Origin of the sequence: Bradyrhizobium sp. AUGA SZCCT0160 (assembly GCF_018130105.1) — a bacterium.
Lineage (GTDB): Bacteria > Pseudomonadota > Alphaproteobacteria > Rhizobiales > Xanthobacteraceae > Bradyrhizobium.
In genome coordinates this window covers 202636-220444 of sequence record NZ_JAFCMD010000009.1, presented here as the reverse complement: position 1 = coordinate 220444, position 17809 = coordinate 202636, and the positions used below count along the sequence as shown (strand labels likewise).

Below are 17809 nucleotides of genomic sequence, written 5' to 3'. Positions count from 1 at the left end.
GGCTCGGAAACAGGCCAGCGCCCGGATTTGCGAATCTTTCTATCTTGACCATCTTTTGGCAGCGGCCCTAGTTTGGATCTCATGACGGGCAACCAGGCAACCATCGATGTCAGCAACCGAAAATTCTGGGACGAGTTATGCGGGACGATTGCCGCAACCCGCCTCGGACTTCGCGGCCATGACTCAGAGACCCTCCAGAAATACGACGACTGGTTTTTCGGCTTTTACTATTACCTCGACCGCTTCATTCCTTTCAGCGAGCTCGCTGGCAAGAAGGTGCTTGAAATCGGACTCGGTTACGGGTCCGTCTCGCAGCGGCTCGCTGCATCCGGTACCGACTATTCCGGGCTCGACATAGCGAGCGGGCCCGTTCATTGGGTCAATCATCGGCTCGATATTGCGCACTTGCCAGGGCGGGCTATCGAAGGCTCAGCGCTTGACATTCCCTTCCCGGACGACACCTTCGATCATGTTGTGACGATCGGTTGCCTTCATCACACGGGTAATCTGCAGCGTGGCATCAATGAAGTCCGGCGCGTTCTCAAGCCCGGCGGTCGCGCGACGATCATGGTCTATGACGCGACGAACTATATTCGTTGGATCAAGTTCCCGATCACCACGTTCCGGTACGCACTTGCTGGCAGTGCGCCGCTGCATCTGAGCAGGCGGGGAGCCTCAGAGTACGACACGAACATCGCCGGCCAGTCCGCACCGGAGACCGTCATGGTCTCAAAGGCAGTCCTGACCAAGATGCTTGCCGAATTTTCCCGATGCGACATCTTTCGAACAAACATGGGTGAACATCGGCATTTCGACCGCATTCCTCGCCGCCTGAGGGTGGAAATGCTAGGGCCTTGGGTCGGGCTCGATCTGTACGCACTCGTGACGAAGTAGGTCCTGACTTTGGAAATTGCCTACCAGTCCTATCGGCGATGAACAGCGTGCACCAACCCCGCAGTAGCGGTTCAAGCGCTGCAAGATCAACGCGCGTACTGGATGATCAGAACGCCGTCTGCGCCTCTGCCGCCTTGGCCAAGTGCCCCACCGCCATGGCAGCCTGGGCTGCCGCAAAAGAGGGGATTAGCGCCGTAATTGAACGCAAACGATCCCTTCACAAGTTCAACTCGGCTTCCAGATACACATGAACGGAGCCCAAATCTATCTCACTGAATGGAGTGATGAGCGGTGAGAACATCCGCTCTTCCTTCGTGATCCGGTAGCCAGCCTCTTCCAACAGCACCCGATAGTCGTGGATGAACTGGTCGCTCTTGTAGATCGTCGAGGCGTTCTCGATATCGCCGCCCATGTCATAGAAGCGATAGGTGTCGTGACTGAGCGCGATGTTTTCGAACAGCCCGATTCGCCTGAAGCCCTTTGCAGCGCACGTCCGATAGAGCTGGCGCACCTTCTCCGGGTAGCAAAGGGTTGTGGTGCGCGCGTGAAACAACGAGCGCGTCGGGCCGATTGCCAGCCTCGCCAAGACGTTCTCGATCTCGTCGCCGAAGAACGTCATGTTTGGGAGTGGATAAGCAAGTTTGTTGAGCGCGGCCGTGGTTCGCTGCCGGTCTACGCCGATGAATTTGGTGCCCGGCAATTTCGTGGCGGCCTCGGAATCCGGCTGGGCGCACATCACGCCAAAATTGTAGACCTCATCGATCCCGCCACCGAGGTCGGCAAGCTTGTTCGCGAACAACCGGTTGAGCCAGCCGAACATGACGTGTTCGCTCTGGGTCGTCATCCAATGGAAGTAGGGCTCCCAGTGGTTGTCGATCAGATCCTCGCGGTACGAAGTTTCATCGAAGTTAAAGCGGCGATAGATGGTCTTGTCGCGCAGCGCCTTGTCAAGTTCGGCACGCAGTTCGATTAGGTGCTGCCCGTAGCCGTCGGACAGGATCGCGTCCAGCCCGTCCTTGATGCGGGTGATTTCATCCGTCGCGCGTGCGGTCTGTCGGGTGCAATAAAGCGCGGTCGCCAGATGGACGCGCAAGACGAGATCATCGGGGAAAATCTCGCATTGCCGGTCAAGGTAGTCGAGCGCTTCCTGCTCGCGGCTCGCCGGTCTCATCAACGGCCACGCCGCCATCGCTGCATCAAACGGTGTCTTGCGTTCGATGGCCAAGGCCTGCAGCGCATCGAACGCCGCGCGATAGTCACCGGTCCCAAGCATATGGGCGGCGGCTATTTGCTTGTACAACGGGTGCTTGCCGTACCTTGCTCCAACGTAGGGCGTCAGGATGTCGCCGGCGCCGCCGGGGTACTTCGAGACCTCATTGAAGATGGCCACGCTGGTGGCGTTCTGCTGGGCCTTAGAGCCGTTGCTATAGGCCGCGATGGTCTCTCGCAACCACAAGGCCGAGAGAGGCCCAAGGTCGTGGATACTGTGGGTTGGGGCTGCTCCGGCAGCAACGTAAGTACGGGTCTTGTCCTCCTTCGCCGGCTGAGCCGGCTCCGCGGGCGGAACCGGCAATGCAGAGCGGATGAGCTGCTTGACGGGCTCCGGCAGTCGGCGGGCCACATCACGGAGCATTCCCATTTGAATACCTGTCCTAGCCTATCAATGAATTAGCAGAGACAGTTGTGATCCGAATAGTCAAGTCCGGCGAATGCTACCAAAGGCTGCGGCGGGCGCTACCTTGCGGGCGAATTTGTCCCAGATAGACTTGCCACCGAAGAATGACGCCCAATCAGCGAATCCGTTCGAGCCGCAGGTTTTTTCCCGAGATGCGTCAGGGGTGGTGTTGAATGCCAATCGTTGTTATTCAGCCGACGCACCCCTTTTGGATGACCTGGAGGCCACGTTAATGCTCGCTCCGACCGCGGCCAAGATGGCGAAAGCTGCGGCCGGAGTGCTTGCAGTCACGATCGCCACCCTGGTCGTCCCATATTATCAACGCTGGGGCGGAGCGCCGTTCTCTCACCCGGATGCCGACATCGTATTCAGCTATCAGGCGCTGTTGTTAGCTGATGGTCTCCCACAGGGCGACACAGCGCATCATGGCTATATCTATTACTCGTTGTTGTCGGTCGTCTATCGACTTGCCTACCTCGTAAACGCAGTGCCGATCTATAGTCTATCCGCCTTGCGTACATCACCGGATCAACTCGCCGCCTTCGCAGATTTGGTGAACGTTGGACGCTTGCTCAGTCTTGTTACGGGTCTGGCTTTCTCGACGGCTTTCTTCCTGACAGTTTGGCGCGTTACCCATGATTGGTTTGCGGCATTGCTTGTTGGGCTTATGTTTGCTTTTGGCCAAGGTCTGTCTGCTCAAACCACCCTTCTTCGCACGGAATTGTTGGCGACGTTTTTCCTATGGCTGACATTTGTTGCCCTCCACCTCGCTGGCCGGTCGTCAGGCTGGAACACGCACCTGTTGCTCGGACTGGCGGGGCTGTTGGCTAGTCTCTCCTATAATACCAAAGTGCATGCCATTTTCACGCTATTTGCGATTCCGGCGCTCGCGGTCGTGTTCGGCAGGTCATACCTTACCGGCGTGGGAGTAGCCCGCGAATGGAGCACGGCCAAACTTTATCGCTTACAAGCGGCCCTTCTTGTGCTCGTGGCGCCGGCCTGGATAGCGTTCCTGTTGGCGGTGGGAAAATTGGGGCCGCTTAGTTATGTATACGTCCCAGCAATCATCGCCTACTGCATGCTCTGTATGATCGTCTATGGCCGGTGGTTTTCTGTCGATTCTCGCCAAACCAATATCGGGGCTACCTTCATTTGCTTTGGATTCGGAGTGGGATTGTCGCTGCTGTTTATCCGGCCACATCCCGCGCTATTCCCAATCGATGCCAATCCCATCGAGCACATGGCGGCTTTTTTGGTCCAGAAGGATGTCCGAACACCTGATCCGAACCAGCTCGGCTCTGCCGCGACGGCAATAGTGTCGGCGATCGGCAAGCATATCGTGGTAGAGTGGTTCGGCGGCAATCCGCTCGGATCACCGTATCGATTGCTGTTCTGGATAACCGCGGGCAGTGCGGTAATCCTTGCCATCTACCGTCGCTGGCAGGTGACGTGGCAATTTCTCCTGTTGCTTTCATTCACATCTTTGCTGGTCGGGATTGACAATATTCGTTACGGCGCCTTTGCATCTGTCTATTCGATTTTTGTTGATCCGTGGATTCTGCTGGCGTTCGGAGTGGCGCTGGCGCAACTTCGAAGCGTCGCCGTTTCGCGCGCCGCGCATATGGCGGTGATCGCGATGGCGGTGGTCGTAGCGGTGGTAACGACCAGGCAGAACGTTGTTGCAGGAATGGTGGATCGGACAACACCGAAGCAAGAAATTTGCATTCAAGCCAATGGCTATCTCGCCAAAGATATCGCATCTGCTTTTGAACCGCTATGCAAATGAGGGGGCAGTGTATGGAATATTCACGATCGAGCTTTCGCATCAACCGAGCACTTATGGCCGCCTCGCAAATCCAAGCCGGCTCTAGAAGCGCAAGGTACAATGTTTCTTTCGACCGGGCGTCGTAACTCATGAAAACCAAGCAAAAAATCGCGCTTGCAAAAATTGCTTACCGCTTCGTGCGCGGGGCGCGTGCTGTCGTTGGACAATCTGACCGCTGCATCGTGAATCGGAACGGCAATCGTTTCGAGCTGGATCTGGCCGAAGGCATCGACTTCGCCATCTACCTTGGAAGGTACGAGCCGTCCACTTCGAAAGCGCTCACTCGACTGGTCAGGCCTGGGACAACCGTACTTGATATTGGCGCGAATGTGGGCGCGCATACTTTACATATGGCGCGCTTGATCGGACCCGAAGGTCGGGTTTTTGCGTTCGAACCGACAACTTTCGCGTTTCATAAGCTACAGCGCAATCTCTCGCTCAATCCGGGTCTGCCCGAGCGGGTGACCGCGGTCCAGTGCTTTGTCGGATCGGCCGATGCCGATTCAGCCCCGGCAAAAATCTATTCGAGCTGGCCGCTAACGGGCGGTAAGGATTTCCATCAAAAGCACCTTGGCCAACCGATGCCAACCGACGGCTTGCCGACGCGCAGTCTGGATGGATTGCTTGCTGAGAATGGCGACGTGCGGATTTCACTCGTCAAGCTCGACGTAGATGGATATGAATGCGAAGTGCTTGCTGGAGCCGAGAAAATGCTGAGCCGTGATCGGCCGGTGTTCGTGATGGAAATTGCGCCGTACGTCCTGGAAGAGCACGGAAAATCATTGCGCGAACTGTTTAGCTATTTCATCCCGCTTGGATATCGTTTTTATGATGAGCGGGATACTGCCTGGCGCGAGTTGGGTATCGACGAGATGACGAACTCCACACGCGATGGAGCCAGCATCAATGTCATTGCCAAGGCCTAGAAAAATCTGATTGCAAGCAAGTGTGGCTCCGACCTCTAGTCATCGGTGGTGGCACTTTTTTCAACCACCAGCATCATTCGGAAAGCCAACGCCCGTCCGATCAGCGGCTCAATGGTCCGTTCGGCTCGGAGCAGCCGTCTAGCGGCCGCTTCGGATACAAGGCTCCAAGGCTTGAAGCCGCCGGTCAGCGGGTATGCGAGCAAGGAAAACCAGTCAACGCGGTCGATCCGTAGCCTCGGAAACTGGCGATGGAAGCGCTCGCGGTCCCGCGTCGCAAGAAGCGTCGGGATGGCCTGGTTGGCCGCATAGGGATCCCGTTTGGGATCCGGCGCGCCGACAATGAGCGGATCGGCAGACATCACTACCGGTTCGTGATGCAAGAGCCGGTAAAAGGCACTACTCCCCCATGTGATTGCGGGTTCGACCATGATGATCCGTCCGCCCGGACGCAATACGCGGTCCGCCTCGGCAAAGAAAGCGGTGGGATACTCAACATGATGCAGAACATCCACCATGACGATATTGTCGGCAGTCTTTGCCGCGAACGGCAGGGTTTGAGCATCCATGACGCAATCAAGCCAAGGCGCAAACTGAATGTCGGTGGAAATTACATTTCCAATTTTTTCCTTCAGATTGCCGATTCCACTGCCGATCTCAATCGTAGTTCCCAGTCGGCAAATGCCCGCGATCCGGTTGTAGAAATCATCATACACCAGGCGGAGAACCGGCTTTGTGTTCCAGGCCGAACGATAGCTGTCTAAAGCGTCAGACATTTGGGACTACAATGCTTTGATTCGAAAGAACGCGAAAGCCACCATCCGGAGCAGCAAAACACCATGCCGGAACCGCGAAATCTGAGTTTCGCCATAGGTCCGGTTGGCGTAGCGAATTGGAATTTCTACCACCTTTAAGCCAAGTTTCGATGCGCCGAAAATAATATCGAAGTCTCCAAAGGGGTCGAAATCACCAAAGTAGGCGCGACCCGCCTTGAGCTTCTCGTAGTCACTGCGGCGCAGCACCTTGGTGCCGCACAAAGTATCAGTGAATCGTTGGGATAGCAGCCACGTAAAGATAATAGAGAAAAGCTTGTTGGCGATAAGGTTGAGGAATTGCATCGCCTCGTCCTCCATCTGATAGATGAGGCGTGAGCCGTTAATGTACTCGCCCTTTCCCGATCGGATTGCTTCCCAGAATTTGGGGAGTTGTTCCGGGGGCATGGTGAGATCGGCGTCGAGGATCATCAACACATCGCCCTGTGCGACATCGAAGGCCGCGAAAACAGCGTCGGCCTTGCCTTTCCCGGGCTGGCGCATTGCCTTGATGTTGTGTTGGGGATAGGCGGACATGACGCGCTGAATCTCTTCCCACGTGCCGTCCCGAGAGTGCCCCTCAACGAAAATGATTTCGATATCGTCACAAAATTGCGGAATGCGGAGTACCGCTTGCTCGATATTGCCGCGCTCATTGCGCGCCGGGACGACGACCGTCGCCGAACGGATTCCGTCATCCTTGTTAACAAGTGAGCGGCAGACCGTGTAATGCCGCAAGCACAAAGAGCGAAGTCCAGGAACCGGCGCGACAAATCTGTTCAGAAAACGTCCGATACCCAGCAGCCATAGCGGTGACAACATCCTTAACTCGGCTTTGACTGCTTCAAAGTCAGCCAACGCCACGAGATCATGGACGGCCTGCGGCGAAAACACATTCTGTGGCGGTTGGGGTTTACGTAACCGAACGAGTTCCGCAAGCTTGAGGATTGGCTTCCAGAGATGCGAGAAATACACCACGATCAATCGTGTCTCGCGGCCGCATAGCTGATGAAGGTTGGCGAATGTTTGCTGGCAATCGCCAAGCACGCCGAGTGTATCCATTATCAAAATGACGTCGAATGGCCCCGACAGCGAGTTGATGAATGTAGGGTCTTCGATGTCGCCCTGAATGAACGTCAAATCGGGGTAGGTTTGGCGAGCCTGCTCAATCATTCCGGAACTTATGTCGACACCGACGCCGTGGGAAGGCTTCAGGGCAGCTAAGAGATGTCCGGTACCGCAGCCGAGTTCGAGAATCCGGCTGCCAGCTGGAATGAGAAACTTGAGATAGAGAAGGTCCTCGCTGTGGAAGAATGCCGCCTTGCGAAGCCAGCGATTGCGTTCCGGCGCAAGCTCGTCGTGCAGTTTGCGGATGGCTTCTTTGTGCGGCGATGTGGACGAGTTCGATGGTGGGATAGCGACGGCGGGCATATGTCAACTCGCAAAAATCGATCGGCGTGGTACTTACCCGGTGTGTTAGAGCATACCGGGCTATCCGACAACGAAGACTCGGGCACGTGCATTAGGCAAGTTTGGTAAGCCAAATCTGGCTGAAGGCGGCCCAAGTGGCTCAAGAGGCCGCTTCGAAACTGAAGACCTTAACGTATGGCCTTCCACGGTATCGGCACGACCCTACCAGCAGATCTTGGCTCGCAGTAGGCGCCCAGGCTTCCATTAGCTTGCGTCGCTTCCATTCCACCAAAGGTCGGGATACCGTCATCCCTCTCGCGCTCATCAATGGGGTTTAGACCTTTTGCCAGGACCGCCGTGCACCAGCCGCTTTTTCGCGAGCATCCGCCAGGGGGACGTCGTTAGCACTCCCAAGGCCTATCTCCTTCGGCACGCCGTGCCATGTGAAGCGGAGCACCCATTTGCGCGAACCTAGGCAGTCGTTTCTAGGGGCAGTGTGCTACGTGACGTTAAAACGAAAAAGGCCGCCCGGTCGAATGCTAACGGCCTTCCCAAGGATTTCAATGTTTATTTCGTTCAAGCGATCGAGGCTGACGCGAAAGCATTGATCCGCTTCAATCAAGGCGCCGCCCCCCTACGACCGACTCCGGCGGCCTTGCGGCCAGCTAGCAACGATTTCCACCGGCATCACGGAGTGACCGACTCCAAAACGAACCGGTAGCAGAAATAGCCGTCGCGCGCAGGTCGCAAGAATGAGAATAGAGCTCCTAGCGCCTCGTCAAAAAGCGGTTGATCAAGGAGTATTTGCGGGGTTTGCTTAAGGGCAACATTGGTCTATACCGCCTGCGGTTCCCGCCATTTCTACCCGCCGAACGACGGCGGCCAAAGGAAGCGTTGATGATCAGGTTCGGCTTACTGGGCTGCGGGCGCATTGCCAAGCGTCACTCCGATCTCCTGGGTGGCGGCCAGATCCACGGCGCCTCACTCGTAGCCGTCTGCGATTCCGTTCCCGCGCGCGCCGAGGCTATCGCCGGTAAGTTCGGCGTGCCGGCGCACACTGATATCGACGAGTTCCTGGTGCGGAAGGAAATCGATGCGGTCGCAGTGCTGACCCCGAGCGGTATGCATCCGCAGCACGTCATCGCCTGTGCGAAAGCCGGCAAGCATGTCGTGGTGGAGAAGCCGATGGCGTTGCGGCTGCAGGACGCCGACGACATGATCCGCGCCTGCGACGAGGCCGGCGTCAAGCTGTTCATCGTCAAGCAGAACCGCTTCAACGTTCCCGTGGTCAAGGCGCGCGAGGCGCTGGAGGCCGGCCGGTTCGGCAAGCTCCTGCTCGGCACCGTGCGCGTTCGCTGGTGTCGCGACCAGCACTATTACGATCAGGACGCATGGCGCGGCACCTGGGCCTATGACGGCGGCGTGCTGACAAACCAGGCGAGCCATCACATCGACATGCTGGAATGGTTTTTCGGCGACGTGGTGAGTGTGCACGCACGTTCGACGACAGCGCTCGTCAAGATCGAGACCGAGGACACTGCCGTCGCCACGCTAAGGTTCAAGAACGGCGCACTCGGTATCATCGAGGCCACAACTGCGATACGCCCGACCGATCTCGAGGGCTCGCTTTCGATCCTCGGCGAAAAAGGAACGGTCGAGATCGCAGGCTTCGCGGTCAACCAGATCCGGCATTGGCGCTTTGTCGACGAGCTTGCCTCCGACAAGGACGTGATCGAGAAGTTTTCGGTCAACCCGCCGAATGTCTACGGCTTCGGTCACCAGGCATATTATCAGCATGTCATTGATTGCCTGACCAACCAGCGCGCGGCGCTGGTTGATGGGCTCGAGGGCCGCAAGAGCCTGGAACTGATTTCCGCGCTCTACGAATCCATTGAAACGGGGCAGGAAGTACCTCTGCGCTTCACGCCGCGCCGCAGCCGTCTCGGTGTCGTCGCGTGACGAACGGGAACGGCTCAAGGTCGGAATCCGCGACGTGGACTGCGGCGCGCGTGTGAAGGGTGACAAACGACATCACGGAAGCTAGCGGAGTTTATGCGGGAAACCCGACGCCCTTCTGAAGCCGAAGCGATAGGAACGACAATGCCGGTACCATTTGCTGACCTCAACATGCAGTATCAGACGATCAAGGGCGAGATCGATGCTGCCATCGCCGGCGTGATCCGCGATAGTTCGTTCATTCGCGGCGCCTATGTCGACGCCTTCGAGAGGGCCTTTGCAGAAGCTGTCGACGTCAAGCACTGCGTGTCCTGCGCCAACGGAACTGATGCGCTCTATCTCGCCATGAAGGCGCTCGACGTGCGGCCGGGCGACGAGGTCATCACCACGGCGCATTCGTGGATATCGACCTCGGCAATGATCACCCATACAGGCGCCACCGTCGTGTTCTGCGACACTGACGGGGTGACCTTCACGATCGATCCAGCAGCAATCGAGGCCGCGATCACGCCGCGCACGGTCGGCATCATCCCGGTGCATCTGTACGGCCAGCCCGCCGACATGGACGCGATCATGGCGATCGCGCGCAAACACAAGCTTTGGATTATCGAGGATTGCGCGCAGGCGCACCTGGCGCGTTACAAAGGCCGGCAGGTTGGCACTTTTGGTGCGATCGCGACCTACTCGTTCTATCCCGGCAAGAATCTCGGCGCGATGGGCGATGCCGGCGCCGTCGTGACCAACGATGCGCGACTGGCCGAACACATGACCAAACTGGCGCGACACGGCGGGCTCGTAAAACATCAGCATCCGATCGAGGGTATCAACAGCCGCCTCGACGGCATGCAGGCGGGGATCCTTTCGGCCAAGCTGCCGCATCTTCCGGCCTGGACCAAGACGCGGCAGGATGCCGCGAAGGTCTACGAGGAGGGCCTCAACCAGATCGAGGACGTGACAGTGCCGCAGACCGCGCCCGACCGCAGCCACGTCTATCATCTCTACACCGTCAAGCATCCGCGGCGCGACGCGCTCGCCGCGCATCTGAACGCGCATGGCATACAGACGGCGATCCATTACCCGACCGCCTTGCCGCTGCTCGAAGCCTATAGCCGCTTCAATTATCGCGCGGAACAGTTTCCGCATGCGTCGAACGACCAAGGGCAGATCCTGTCACTGCCGATGTTTGCCGAGATCACCCGCGCGCAACTGGACGAGGTGATCGACCGCGTCCGCGAGTTCTGAGGCGACCTCCGCTTCTCGGCTCAAGCGGAAGACGAACGGTTAGCGGTAGACCACCACAGCAGACTGCCGGCGAGCAGGTCCCTCCCGACCTGGCCAGGCCGCCGTTCACGGTGACGCGCGCGGAGTCGCACACCACAATGGCGGAACCGGAATTTCGCCGCGCCGACTCCAGCGGCACGTTGGCCTCTGCGCCGATCTCGGCGAGTTGTTTTAGTACAGGAAGCGATAGGCCGCATTGCTGATGATGATCGGGCGCGTAGACAGCGCGGCGTCCGAAACGCGCGTCAGGGAGCCCGGAAAGTCGAGCGCTTTCCGAAAAGAGCAGAAATTGCTTCAGCCGAACCCACGCGAGGCCGGCCACAACCGCGTTCCGGGCACCGCCGCACATAATCAGAGGAATGACTCATCGGGTCATGGGCGCCTGCCGGGCTCAGATCCCGTGATAATCACGATACCATTTGACGAAGCGGCCGACGCCCTCCTCGATCGTTGTGGATGGCCTGAAGCCGATGTCGCTAGCGAGGTCCTCGATATCGGCATAGGTTGCAGGAACATCGCCCGGCTGCATCGGCAGCAGCTCTCGCTTTGCCGATTTTCCCAGTGCCTTCTCGAGCACCGATACGACGTGCATCAGATCTTCGGGCCGATTGTTGCCGATATTGTAAATTTTCCACGGCGCCGCGCTCGAACTTGGATCGGGTGATTCGGAATTCCAAGTCGAGTTGCCTTCCGGCGGGCGGCCAAGAACGCGAACAATGGCATGCGCAACGTCATCAACATAGGTGAAGTCCCGCCGCATCTGGCCATGGTTAAAAAGCTTGATCGGCTGCCCTTCAATGATCGCCTTTGCGAAAAGGAATATCGCCATGTCGGGCCTGCCCCATGGGCCATAGACCGTGAAAAAGCGCAGGCCCGTGGTCGGCAATCCGTAGAGATGGCTGTAGGTATGCGCCATCAGCTCGTTGGCCTTCTTTGAGGCCGCATAGAGGCTGATTGGATGATCGACGTTGTCGTGCACGGAAAACGGCAGCTTGCTGTTCGCGCCGTAGACCGATGACGAGGACGCAAACAGCAGGTGCCGGCCGCCATGATGCCGGCAGCCCTCAAGCACGTTGATGAACCCCTCGATATTGGAGTCGACATAGGCGTGCGGGTGATCGATCGAGTAGCGCACGCCGGCCTGGGCGGCGAGGTGCACCACATACGCAAAGCGGTGCTGTTCGAACAGCGCCTTGACGCCGCCCCGATCCGTGAGATCAAGCTTCACGAACGTGAAATTGGCATGTTGCTTGAGACGATCGAGCCGCGCCTCTTTCAGCTTCGGATCGTAATAGTCGTTGATGTTGTCTAAACCGACGACATTGCGTCCCTCGGACAGCAGTCGCTCGGCCACGTGAAATCCGATGAAGCCGGCCGCGCCAGTCACCAGTACCGCATCTGTCGGCATCAGTTCCCCGATCTCACAGTCGCCATAGCTCGATATCGGCGGGCTTCGACGCGCGATCGAGCCTGGTCTTCACGTCCAGCACAATGCCGCCGCCGCCGCGGAGCAGCCGCTGGATCAGCGACCAGCCCCCGTCGATATAGAGGTCATGTGCAACGGCGAGCACGATAGCATCGGCGGGTTGCAGGGCATCGAACTCGGTCAGTGCGACGTCATATTCCTGCTTTGCATCGGCGGCGTCAGCCATCGGATCGTGGAGCTGGACAGTCAGGCCGAACGACTGAAGCTCGCGGACGATATCGATTACCTTCGAATTGCGCGTATCGGGCACGTTCTCCTTGAACGTCAGGCCGAGCACCGTGACCACGCCGCCATGGGTTTTCCGCAGCAACAGGCGGCGGACACATTCGCGCGCCACGCGCTGCCCCATGCCGTCGTTGATCCGCCGGCCGGCCAGGATGACCTCGGGATGATAACCGGCCTTCTCGGCGCGGAACGTCAGGTAGTACGGATCGACGCCGATGCAATGGCCGCCGACGAGCCCGGGCTGGAACGGCATGAAGTTCCACTTGGTGCGCGCCGCCGCGAGCACGTCCGCCGTGTCGATATTGAGCGCCTGGAAGATCAACGACAGTTCGTTCATGAAGGCGATGTTCAGATCGCGTTGGGTATTCTCGATCACCTTGGCGGCTTCAGCCACTTTGATGGACGGCGCCCGGTGAACGCCGGCGGTCACGACCGACCCGTAGACAGCCGCGATGATGTCCAGCGTTTCGGCGTCCTGCGCGGAGACGACCTTGATGATCGTCTCGAAACGATGCTGCTTGTCGCCAGGATTGATCCGCTCCGGGGAATAGCCGACCGCAAAATCTGTACCCGCCTTCAGGCTCGAAACCTGTTCGAGGATGGGAACGCAGTCCTCCTCCACGGCGCCCGGGTATACGGTGGATTCGTACACGACGATGTCACCCTTCTTCAGTACGCTACCCACCGAACGCGATGCCGAAATCATCGCGCGCAGATCCGGTCGGCGGGCTTCATCGATCGGCGTCGGTACGGTCACGACGTAGAAGTCAGATTGCTTGAGTGCTGCGGGATCGCTCGTGAACAGGAGTGAGCTGTGACTCAGTTCATCAGCTTCCACTTCGCGCGTCCTGTCATTGCCCTGCTTCAATTCGACAACGCGCTCCTTGTCGATATCAAAGCCGACCACCGGGGTGCCGGATCGCGCAAATGATACCGCAACCGGTAATCCGACATAACCCAGCCCGACGACGGCGATCTTGCGCCCATGCTTCACCGAAATCTTCCTCCTGAACGGTCGAAGCTTCTTAGCCTCTGGGGCGCAACGATCGCAATAGCAAAGGAGACGGTATTGCTAGTCCACGTCCTAGGCCCTAATACACGTCTAACTTTGATCGTCGCCCTGCCTCTCCCAAAAGCCCCAGCCTGGCCCAGAATGCGCGGTTTTCTGTCCTTTTCTGCACGAATCCTGATTTCGGGGCTGCTGCTCTATTTCGCGCTCCGCAGCATCGATTTCGGCCAGGTCCGCGTGCGCTTCCTGCAAAGCGGCGCCGGCTGGTTCTTCGCCTGGATGGCGCTTGCCGTTGCTGTGCTCATCTTACAGATTTTGCTGGGCTCGCTGCGATGGCAGGAAATCTCCCGCTTTTGCAACGCGCCGCTTGGCCTCGTCCAGGCATTCCGCTACAACATGATTGGTACATTCTTCAATCAGACACTGCCGTCGACGATCGGTGGCGACGCGATGCGCCTGTGGCTGGTTCACCGCACCGGCGCCGGCTGGCGCTTTGCTACCTATTCCATCCTGGTGGACCGCGCGGTAGGCCTGATCGCCCTTGCTTTGGTAGTCGTGCTGAGCCTGCCTTGGAGCTACCAACTGATCGCAAACCATCAGGGCCGCTTAGCGCTCGTCGTGGTTGATGCCGTTGCCATCACGGCCGGTCTCGGGTTTCTCATTCTAGGCCGCCTGCAGTGGCAATGGTTGAAGACATGGTGGCCGACAAAGCACGTGCATGCATGCGCGGTCATCGCCAATCAGGTTCTGTTCAGCCGCAGCACCGGCCCGAAAATCGTCGTGCTCTCGCTTGCCGTCCACGTGGCGACGACGGTCGTGGCCTGGTGCGCGGCGCGCGCCATCCTTGCCAGTGCCGATTTCGAGCAGGTCTTCCTGCTGGTTCCTCCGATAGTGTTGATCACCATGCTTCCGATCTCCATTGCCGGCTGGGGCCTGCGCGAGGCAACCATGATGGTTGCTTTCGGATATGCCGGCTTGGTGCAATCGGACGGAACGATGGTGTCCCTGTTGACCGGCGTGACGGCGTTTGTCGCGGGCGCGATCGGTGGGTTGATCTGGATCGCGGGTCCGGAGAAGGCGGATCGCAGCAAGGATCCCATCCCTGCGGCCATCGAATAAAGGCTTCGCGGGTTAGCGGCACCATGCGCCAGCCCATGACTGTGCGATTAGCACATTCCACAGCCAAGACCCGTGATTGCGCCGGCCTTTTAGATGGTCAGCCCAGACGTCGCCGACGCGCCTGGCATTGAACCAGCCCCGCTGGCCGAGATTCTCGGTTGCCAGCAGATCGGATGCCCACTCCCTCAGCGGACCACGAAGCCACTGATCGAGCGGGATGGAAAAGCCCGTCTTTGGCCGATCGATCAGCTCTCGGGGCACATGGCGATCCAGCAGCTGGCGAATGAGCCATTTGCCCTGACCGTTGCGGACCTTCATCCACGGCGGGACGCGACAGCTGAACTCCGCGACGTCCCGGTCAAGAAACGGCACGCGGGTTTCGAGGCTGACCGCCATGGACGCCCGGTCAACCTTCTGCAGCACATCGTCACTCAGATAGCTGAGCGCGTCCGCCAGCGTCATCTGGTCGAGTGCGTCGATCGGCTCGGAGACTTCATTCATCTCCTCAGCAAACCAGCTTGCGCGCTCCTTGCCGCCTATAACGACGCTGTTGGGACGATCTTCCACGGAACACAGCAAGCGATACATTTCATCCGGGGTCGCTGCTCCCACAACGCGTCCCACCTTGGTCATCAAATCGCCCACGCGAAGCGTGCGGTAGCGCTCGGGACCGATCTTGCCGAGGAGATTTCCGATCGTGTTGGCCGGCTCCGGCGCAACAACATCGATCGCACCCTTCACTGCTCTCCTGGCCGCCGAAGGTAGCGAGGAAAAGCCGGCATGCATTCGGGCGGCCCAAACATGGCGGTTATACCCGCCGAACAGCTCGTCGCCACCATCGCCGGACAGTGCAACCGTCACGCTTCTCCTAGCGAGCGCGGCCACCAAATGCGTTGGGATCTGCGACGAATCCGCAAAGGGTTCGTCATACATGGCGGCCAGTTTCGGGACTATGCCGATTGCGTCGGCAGGGCTGACGGTCAGCTCCGTATGATCGGTCCCGAGATGACGGGCGATGCGGCTCGCATGTGCCGCCTCATTGAATGAGGCCTCTGCGAACCCAATCGAGAAAGTCTTGACCGGACGAGTCGATTGCTTCTGCAAAAGCGCCACCACCGTCGAGGAATCGATTCCGCCGGAAAGAAATGCTCCGACCGGAACATCCGACAGCAATTGTCGCATGACCGCTTGTGACAGCAGGCGCTCCAGCTCGGCTACGGCCTCTCCAGCATCGGCGTAGCGCTCCTGTCGTCCTGCGGCCATGCAGGCCCGCATCGACCAATACGGCTCCGGCCGCGGCAGATCGCCGGCCCCAGCAGCAGGCGTGAAGGTGATGCACGAACCAGGATTGAGCTTTCGAAAGCCCTCCCAAATCGTCCATGGCGCCGGCACGTAGGAATAGCGCATGAAGGCGGTCAAGGCGGCCTTGTCGACCGACGGCCTCCAGCCTGGATGCGCAGCAAAGGCCTTCAATTCGGACGCAAACACCAGGTCGGAACCGATCCAGCCGTAGAAGAGAGGCTTTTCGCCAAACCGGTCGCGGCAGAGCGTCAGCGTCCGATCGCGGGCATCCCACAGCGCAAAGGCAAACATGCCGTTGAAGCGGCGCAGCGCGTCGGCGACGCCCCAATGGCGGATGGCGTACAGCACCGTTTCGGTGTCCGAATGCCCACGCCAGTTCGGCGCGGCTCCGCTCTTCTCCAGCTCGGCCCGGATATCGAGATGATTGTAAATTTCCCCGTTGAACGTGACGGTCAGGCGGCCGCAATCGCTCTGCATTGGCTGAGCACCGGCGGCGCTCAGGTCCAGCACCGAGAGCCGGCGATGACCGAAACCAATACCCGCCGCATCGTCGATCCACCGGCTACCCGCATCGGGCCCGCGGTGCGCGAGCGCAGCCGTCATCCGCTCGATGCAATCGCCGAGGCCGCCCTGGCTGGCGCCGTTGCGCCTGAGAATGCCGGAAATCCCGCACATGCCGATGATGCGCCTAGGCCGCCTCTGCAAGCAGGTCATAGACCTGCTGCACCCGCTGCGGATAGGTGTGTTGCGTGCTCACCAGTTCGAACGCTGCGTCGGCGATGCGTTGCCGCCTGGATGGATCGTTGAAGGCGGCGAGCACGGCATCGATGTTTGAAAAATCAGGGTCGAGCGCGAGATAGTGCTCGTCCGCCTTGAGGATGTCATTGAAACGGCCGCGAAACATGATCTGGCAGGTCTTGGTGCCGGCGGCGTCGAAATGCCGCGAGCTGATGCATTTGCCATGATGGAACGGCCGCGCCCGGCCGGCGAAGAACCGTTCGAAGATATCGGTGTAGTCCAGTTGCTCATTGACAAGAGCTTCATGGCGCACAGGACCTCGTCGCATCACATGGCGCGCGATCGATTTGAGCCACCACGGCATCTTGTGACCCAGATTCCGGAGCGTCGAATCGTTGCGAAGCACAAATCCCTTTCGCGTCGAGAGCACATAGTCGCGGATCGAATTGACCGTCGCGTCGTCCCGTTCGAGGAACCAGGTTCCGGCTTCGGTCGAGACGGTGCCCCTGCAATCATTCAGATAGTTGGCCCACCCCTCGCGGTTGAGCCGTTGGTCCGAGATGTCGACCTGCAGGCCGCGCGCCACTCCGTTTGCCGCAAACCACTGCATCAGCCGGTTGCGATCGTCGTCGCCGAGGTGAGGAAGGTAGCGGACCGCCCGCGCTCCGATATCAAGCCGTCTCGCACCGGCCGCCCTGCCCGGCCGGAACACGGATGGATTGAGCGCATGCGGGATCGCGACCACGTCCCGGGTCGCGAAATCGCCGAACAGGAATCGCCCTGACTCAATCATAAGTTGAGTTGCAACAAATTCCGGCTTGAGCGCGGCGAACAGCTGCCTTTTGTCAGCGATCGGCGAGCCCGGAAGGCTGACCTCATTGCCAACGAATGTCAGCAGCGGGACGGCGCGGCCCGCCAACGCCTCGATGTGCGGCTCGATATAGCCGGTGGTATCGCCATTGGTCGAATGCAGCAGGACCACTGCGTCGACCTCACGCAACTGCCGTTGCAGTTTATCCCCTGTTGCGGGATCCGCGACGTTGACACCCAGGACATCGAACTGCGGCGCCTGGATGAATGCGTCAAGCCAATCATCGTAGTAAGACAGCCGGTCGGTGTATTGCGCGTACCCGACCAGCACGCGCATGCGGCTA

The 17809-nt window shown here is 59.1% G+C and carries 14 protein-coding genes and 1 pseudogene; 6 read left to right on the top strand and 9 right to left on the bottom strand.

Features of this window, described 5'->3' with window-relative positions:
* The first annotated feature begins 81 nt into the window (after nt 1-81).
* On the top strand, nt 82-894 hold the full coding sequence (locus tag JQ558_RS17160; protein WP_212294335.1) for a class I SAM-dependent methyltransferase: 813 nt from the start codon (nt 82-84) through the stop codon (nt 892-894).
* A gap of 217 nt (nt 895-1111) precedes the next feature.
* On the opposite strand, the gene JQ558_RS17155 is transcribed toward JQ558_RS17160, so the two are convergent.
* The gene (locus JQ558_RS17155; protein ID WP_212294334.1) at nt 1112-2533 is read right to left on the bottom strand and encodes a hypothetical protein; all 1422 of its coding nucleotides are present in this window, start codon (nt 2531-2533) and stop codon (nt 1112-1114) included.
* 70 nt (nt 2534-2603) lie between these two features.
* On the opposite strand from JQ558_RS17155, the gene JQ558_RS17150 reads away from it, so the two are divergent.
* Together JQ558_RS17150 and JQ558_RS17145 are read left to right on the top strand one after the other, a co-directional pair.
* On the top strand, nt 2604-4355 hold the full coding sequence (locus JQ558_RS17150) for a hypothetical protein (RefSeq protein WP_212294333.1): 1752 nt from the start codon (nt 2604-2606) through the stop codon (nt 4353-4355).
* A 128-nt stretch (nt 4356-4483) separates the two neighbouring features.
* Nucleotides 4484-5320: an FkbM family methyltransferase gene (locus tag JQ558_RS17145; RefSeq protein WP_212294332.1), complete on the top strand. Its 837-nt coding sequence runs from the start codon at nt 4484-4486 to the stop codon at nt 5318-5320.
* A gap of 35 nt (nt 5321-5355) precedes the next feature.
* Here the strand turns inward: JQ558_RS17145 and JQ558_RS17140 are convergent, their stop codons facing one another.
* The 3 genes from JQ558_RS17140 to JQ558_RS38345 form a co-directional block, all read right to left on the bottom strand.
* Complete coding sequence (locus JQ558_RS17140; protein WP_212294331.1) at nt 5356-6093, bottom strand: class I SAM-dependent methyltransferase; 738 nt, start codon at nt 6091-6093, stop codon at nt 5356-5358.
* Nucleotides 6094-6099: 6 nt separating this feature from the next.
* Nucleotides 6100-7560, bottom strand: coding sequence for a glycosyltransferase (locus JQ558_RS17135; protein ID WP_212294330.1), 1461 nt, complete (start codon nt 7558-7560; stop codon nt 6100-6102).
* 313 nt (nt 7561-7873) lie between these two features.
* Nucleotides 7874-7972, bottom strand: coding sequence for a hypothetical protein (locus JQ558_RS38345; RefSeq protein ID WP_409410533.1), 99 nt, complete (start codon nt 7970-7972; stop codon nt 7874-7876).
* Between the two features lie 464 nt (nt 7973-8436).
* Between JQ558_RS38345 and JQ558_RS17130 the strand changes: the two genes are divergently transcribed.
* Complete coding sequence (locus JQ558_RS17130; RefSeq protein ID WP_212294329.1) at nt 8437-9498, top strand: Gfo/Idh/MocA family protein; 1062 nt, start codon at nt 8437-8439, stop codon at nt 9496-9498.
* A gap of 141 nt (nt 9499-9639) precedes the next feature.
* Nucleotides 9640-10737: a DegT/DnrJ/EryC1/StrS aminotransferase family protein gene (locus tag JQ558_RS17125; RefSeq protein ID WP_212294328.1), complete on the top strand. Its 1098-nt coding sequence runs from the start codon at nt 9640-9642 to the stop codon at nt 10735-10737.
* Nucleotides 10738-10873: 136 nt separating this feature from the next.
* On the opposite strand, the pseudogene JQ558_RS37265 reads toward JQ558_RS17125, so the two are convergent.
* The 3 genes and pseudogenes from JQ558_RS37265 to JQ558_RS17115 all read right to left on the bottom strand — a co-directional run.
* Nucleotides 10874-11125, bottom strand: a pseudogene (locus tag JQ558_RS37265) (sugar phosphate nucleotidyltransferase); the annotation flags it as partial.
* Nucleotides 11126-11167: 42 nt separating this feature from the next.
* Nucleotides 11168-12184, bottom strand: a complete 1017-nt coding sequence (locus JQ558_RS17120; RefSeq protein WP_212294327.1) for an NAD-dependent epimerase — start codon at nt 12182-12184, stop codon at nt 11168-11170.
* Nucleotides 12185-12197: 13 nt separating this feature from the next.
* A complete protein-coding gene (locus JQ558_RS17115; protein WP_212294326.1) occupies nt 12198-13481 on the bottom strand; it encodes a nucleotide sugar dehydrogenase in 1284 nt (427 codons plus the stop codon).
* A gap of 159 nt (nt 13482-13640) precedes the next feature.
* Between JQ558_RS17115 and JQ558_RS17110 the strand changes: the two genes are divergently transcribed.
* Complete coding sequence (locus JQ558_RS17110; RefSeq protein ID WP_212294325.1) at nt 13641-14615, top strand: lysylphosphatidylglycerol synthase transmembrane domain-containing protein; 975 nt, start codon at nt 13641-13643, stop codon at nt 14613-14615.
* 12 nt (nt 14616-14627) lie between these two features.
* Here the strand turns inward: JQ558_RS17110 and asnB are convergent, their stop codons facing one another.
* Complete coding sequence (gene asnB, locus JQ558_RS17105) at nt 14628-16592, bottom strand: asparagine synthase (glutamine-hydrolyzing) (protein WP_212294324.1); 1965 nt, start codon at nt 16590-16592, stop codon at nt 14628-14630.
* A 13-nt stretch (nt 16593-16605) separates the two neighbouring features.
* On the bottom strand, nt 16606-17802 hold the full coding sequence (locus tag JQ558_RS17100; protein WP_212294323.1) for a glycosyltransferase: 1197 nt from the start codon (nt 17800-17802) through the stop codon (nt 16606-16608).
* Between the last annotated feature and the right edge of the window lie 7 nt (nt 17803-17809).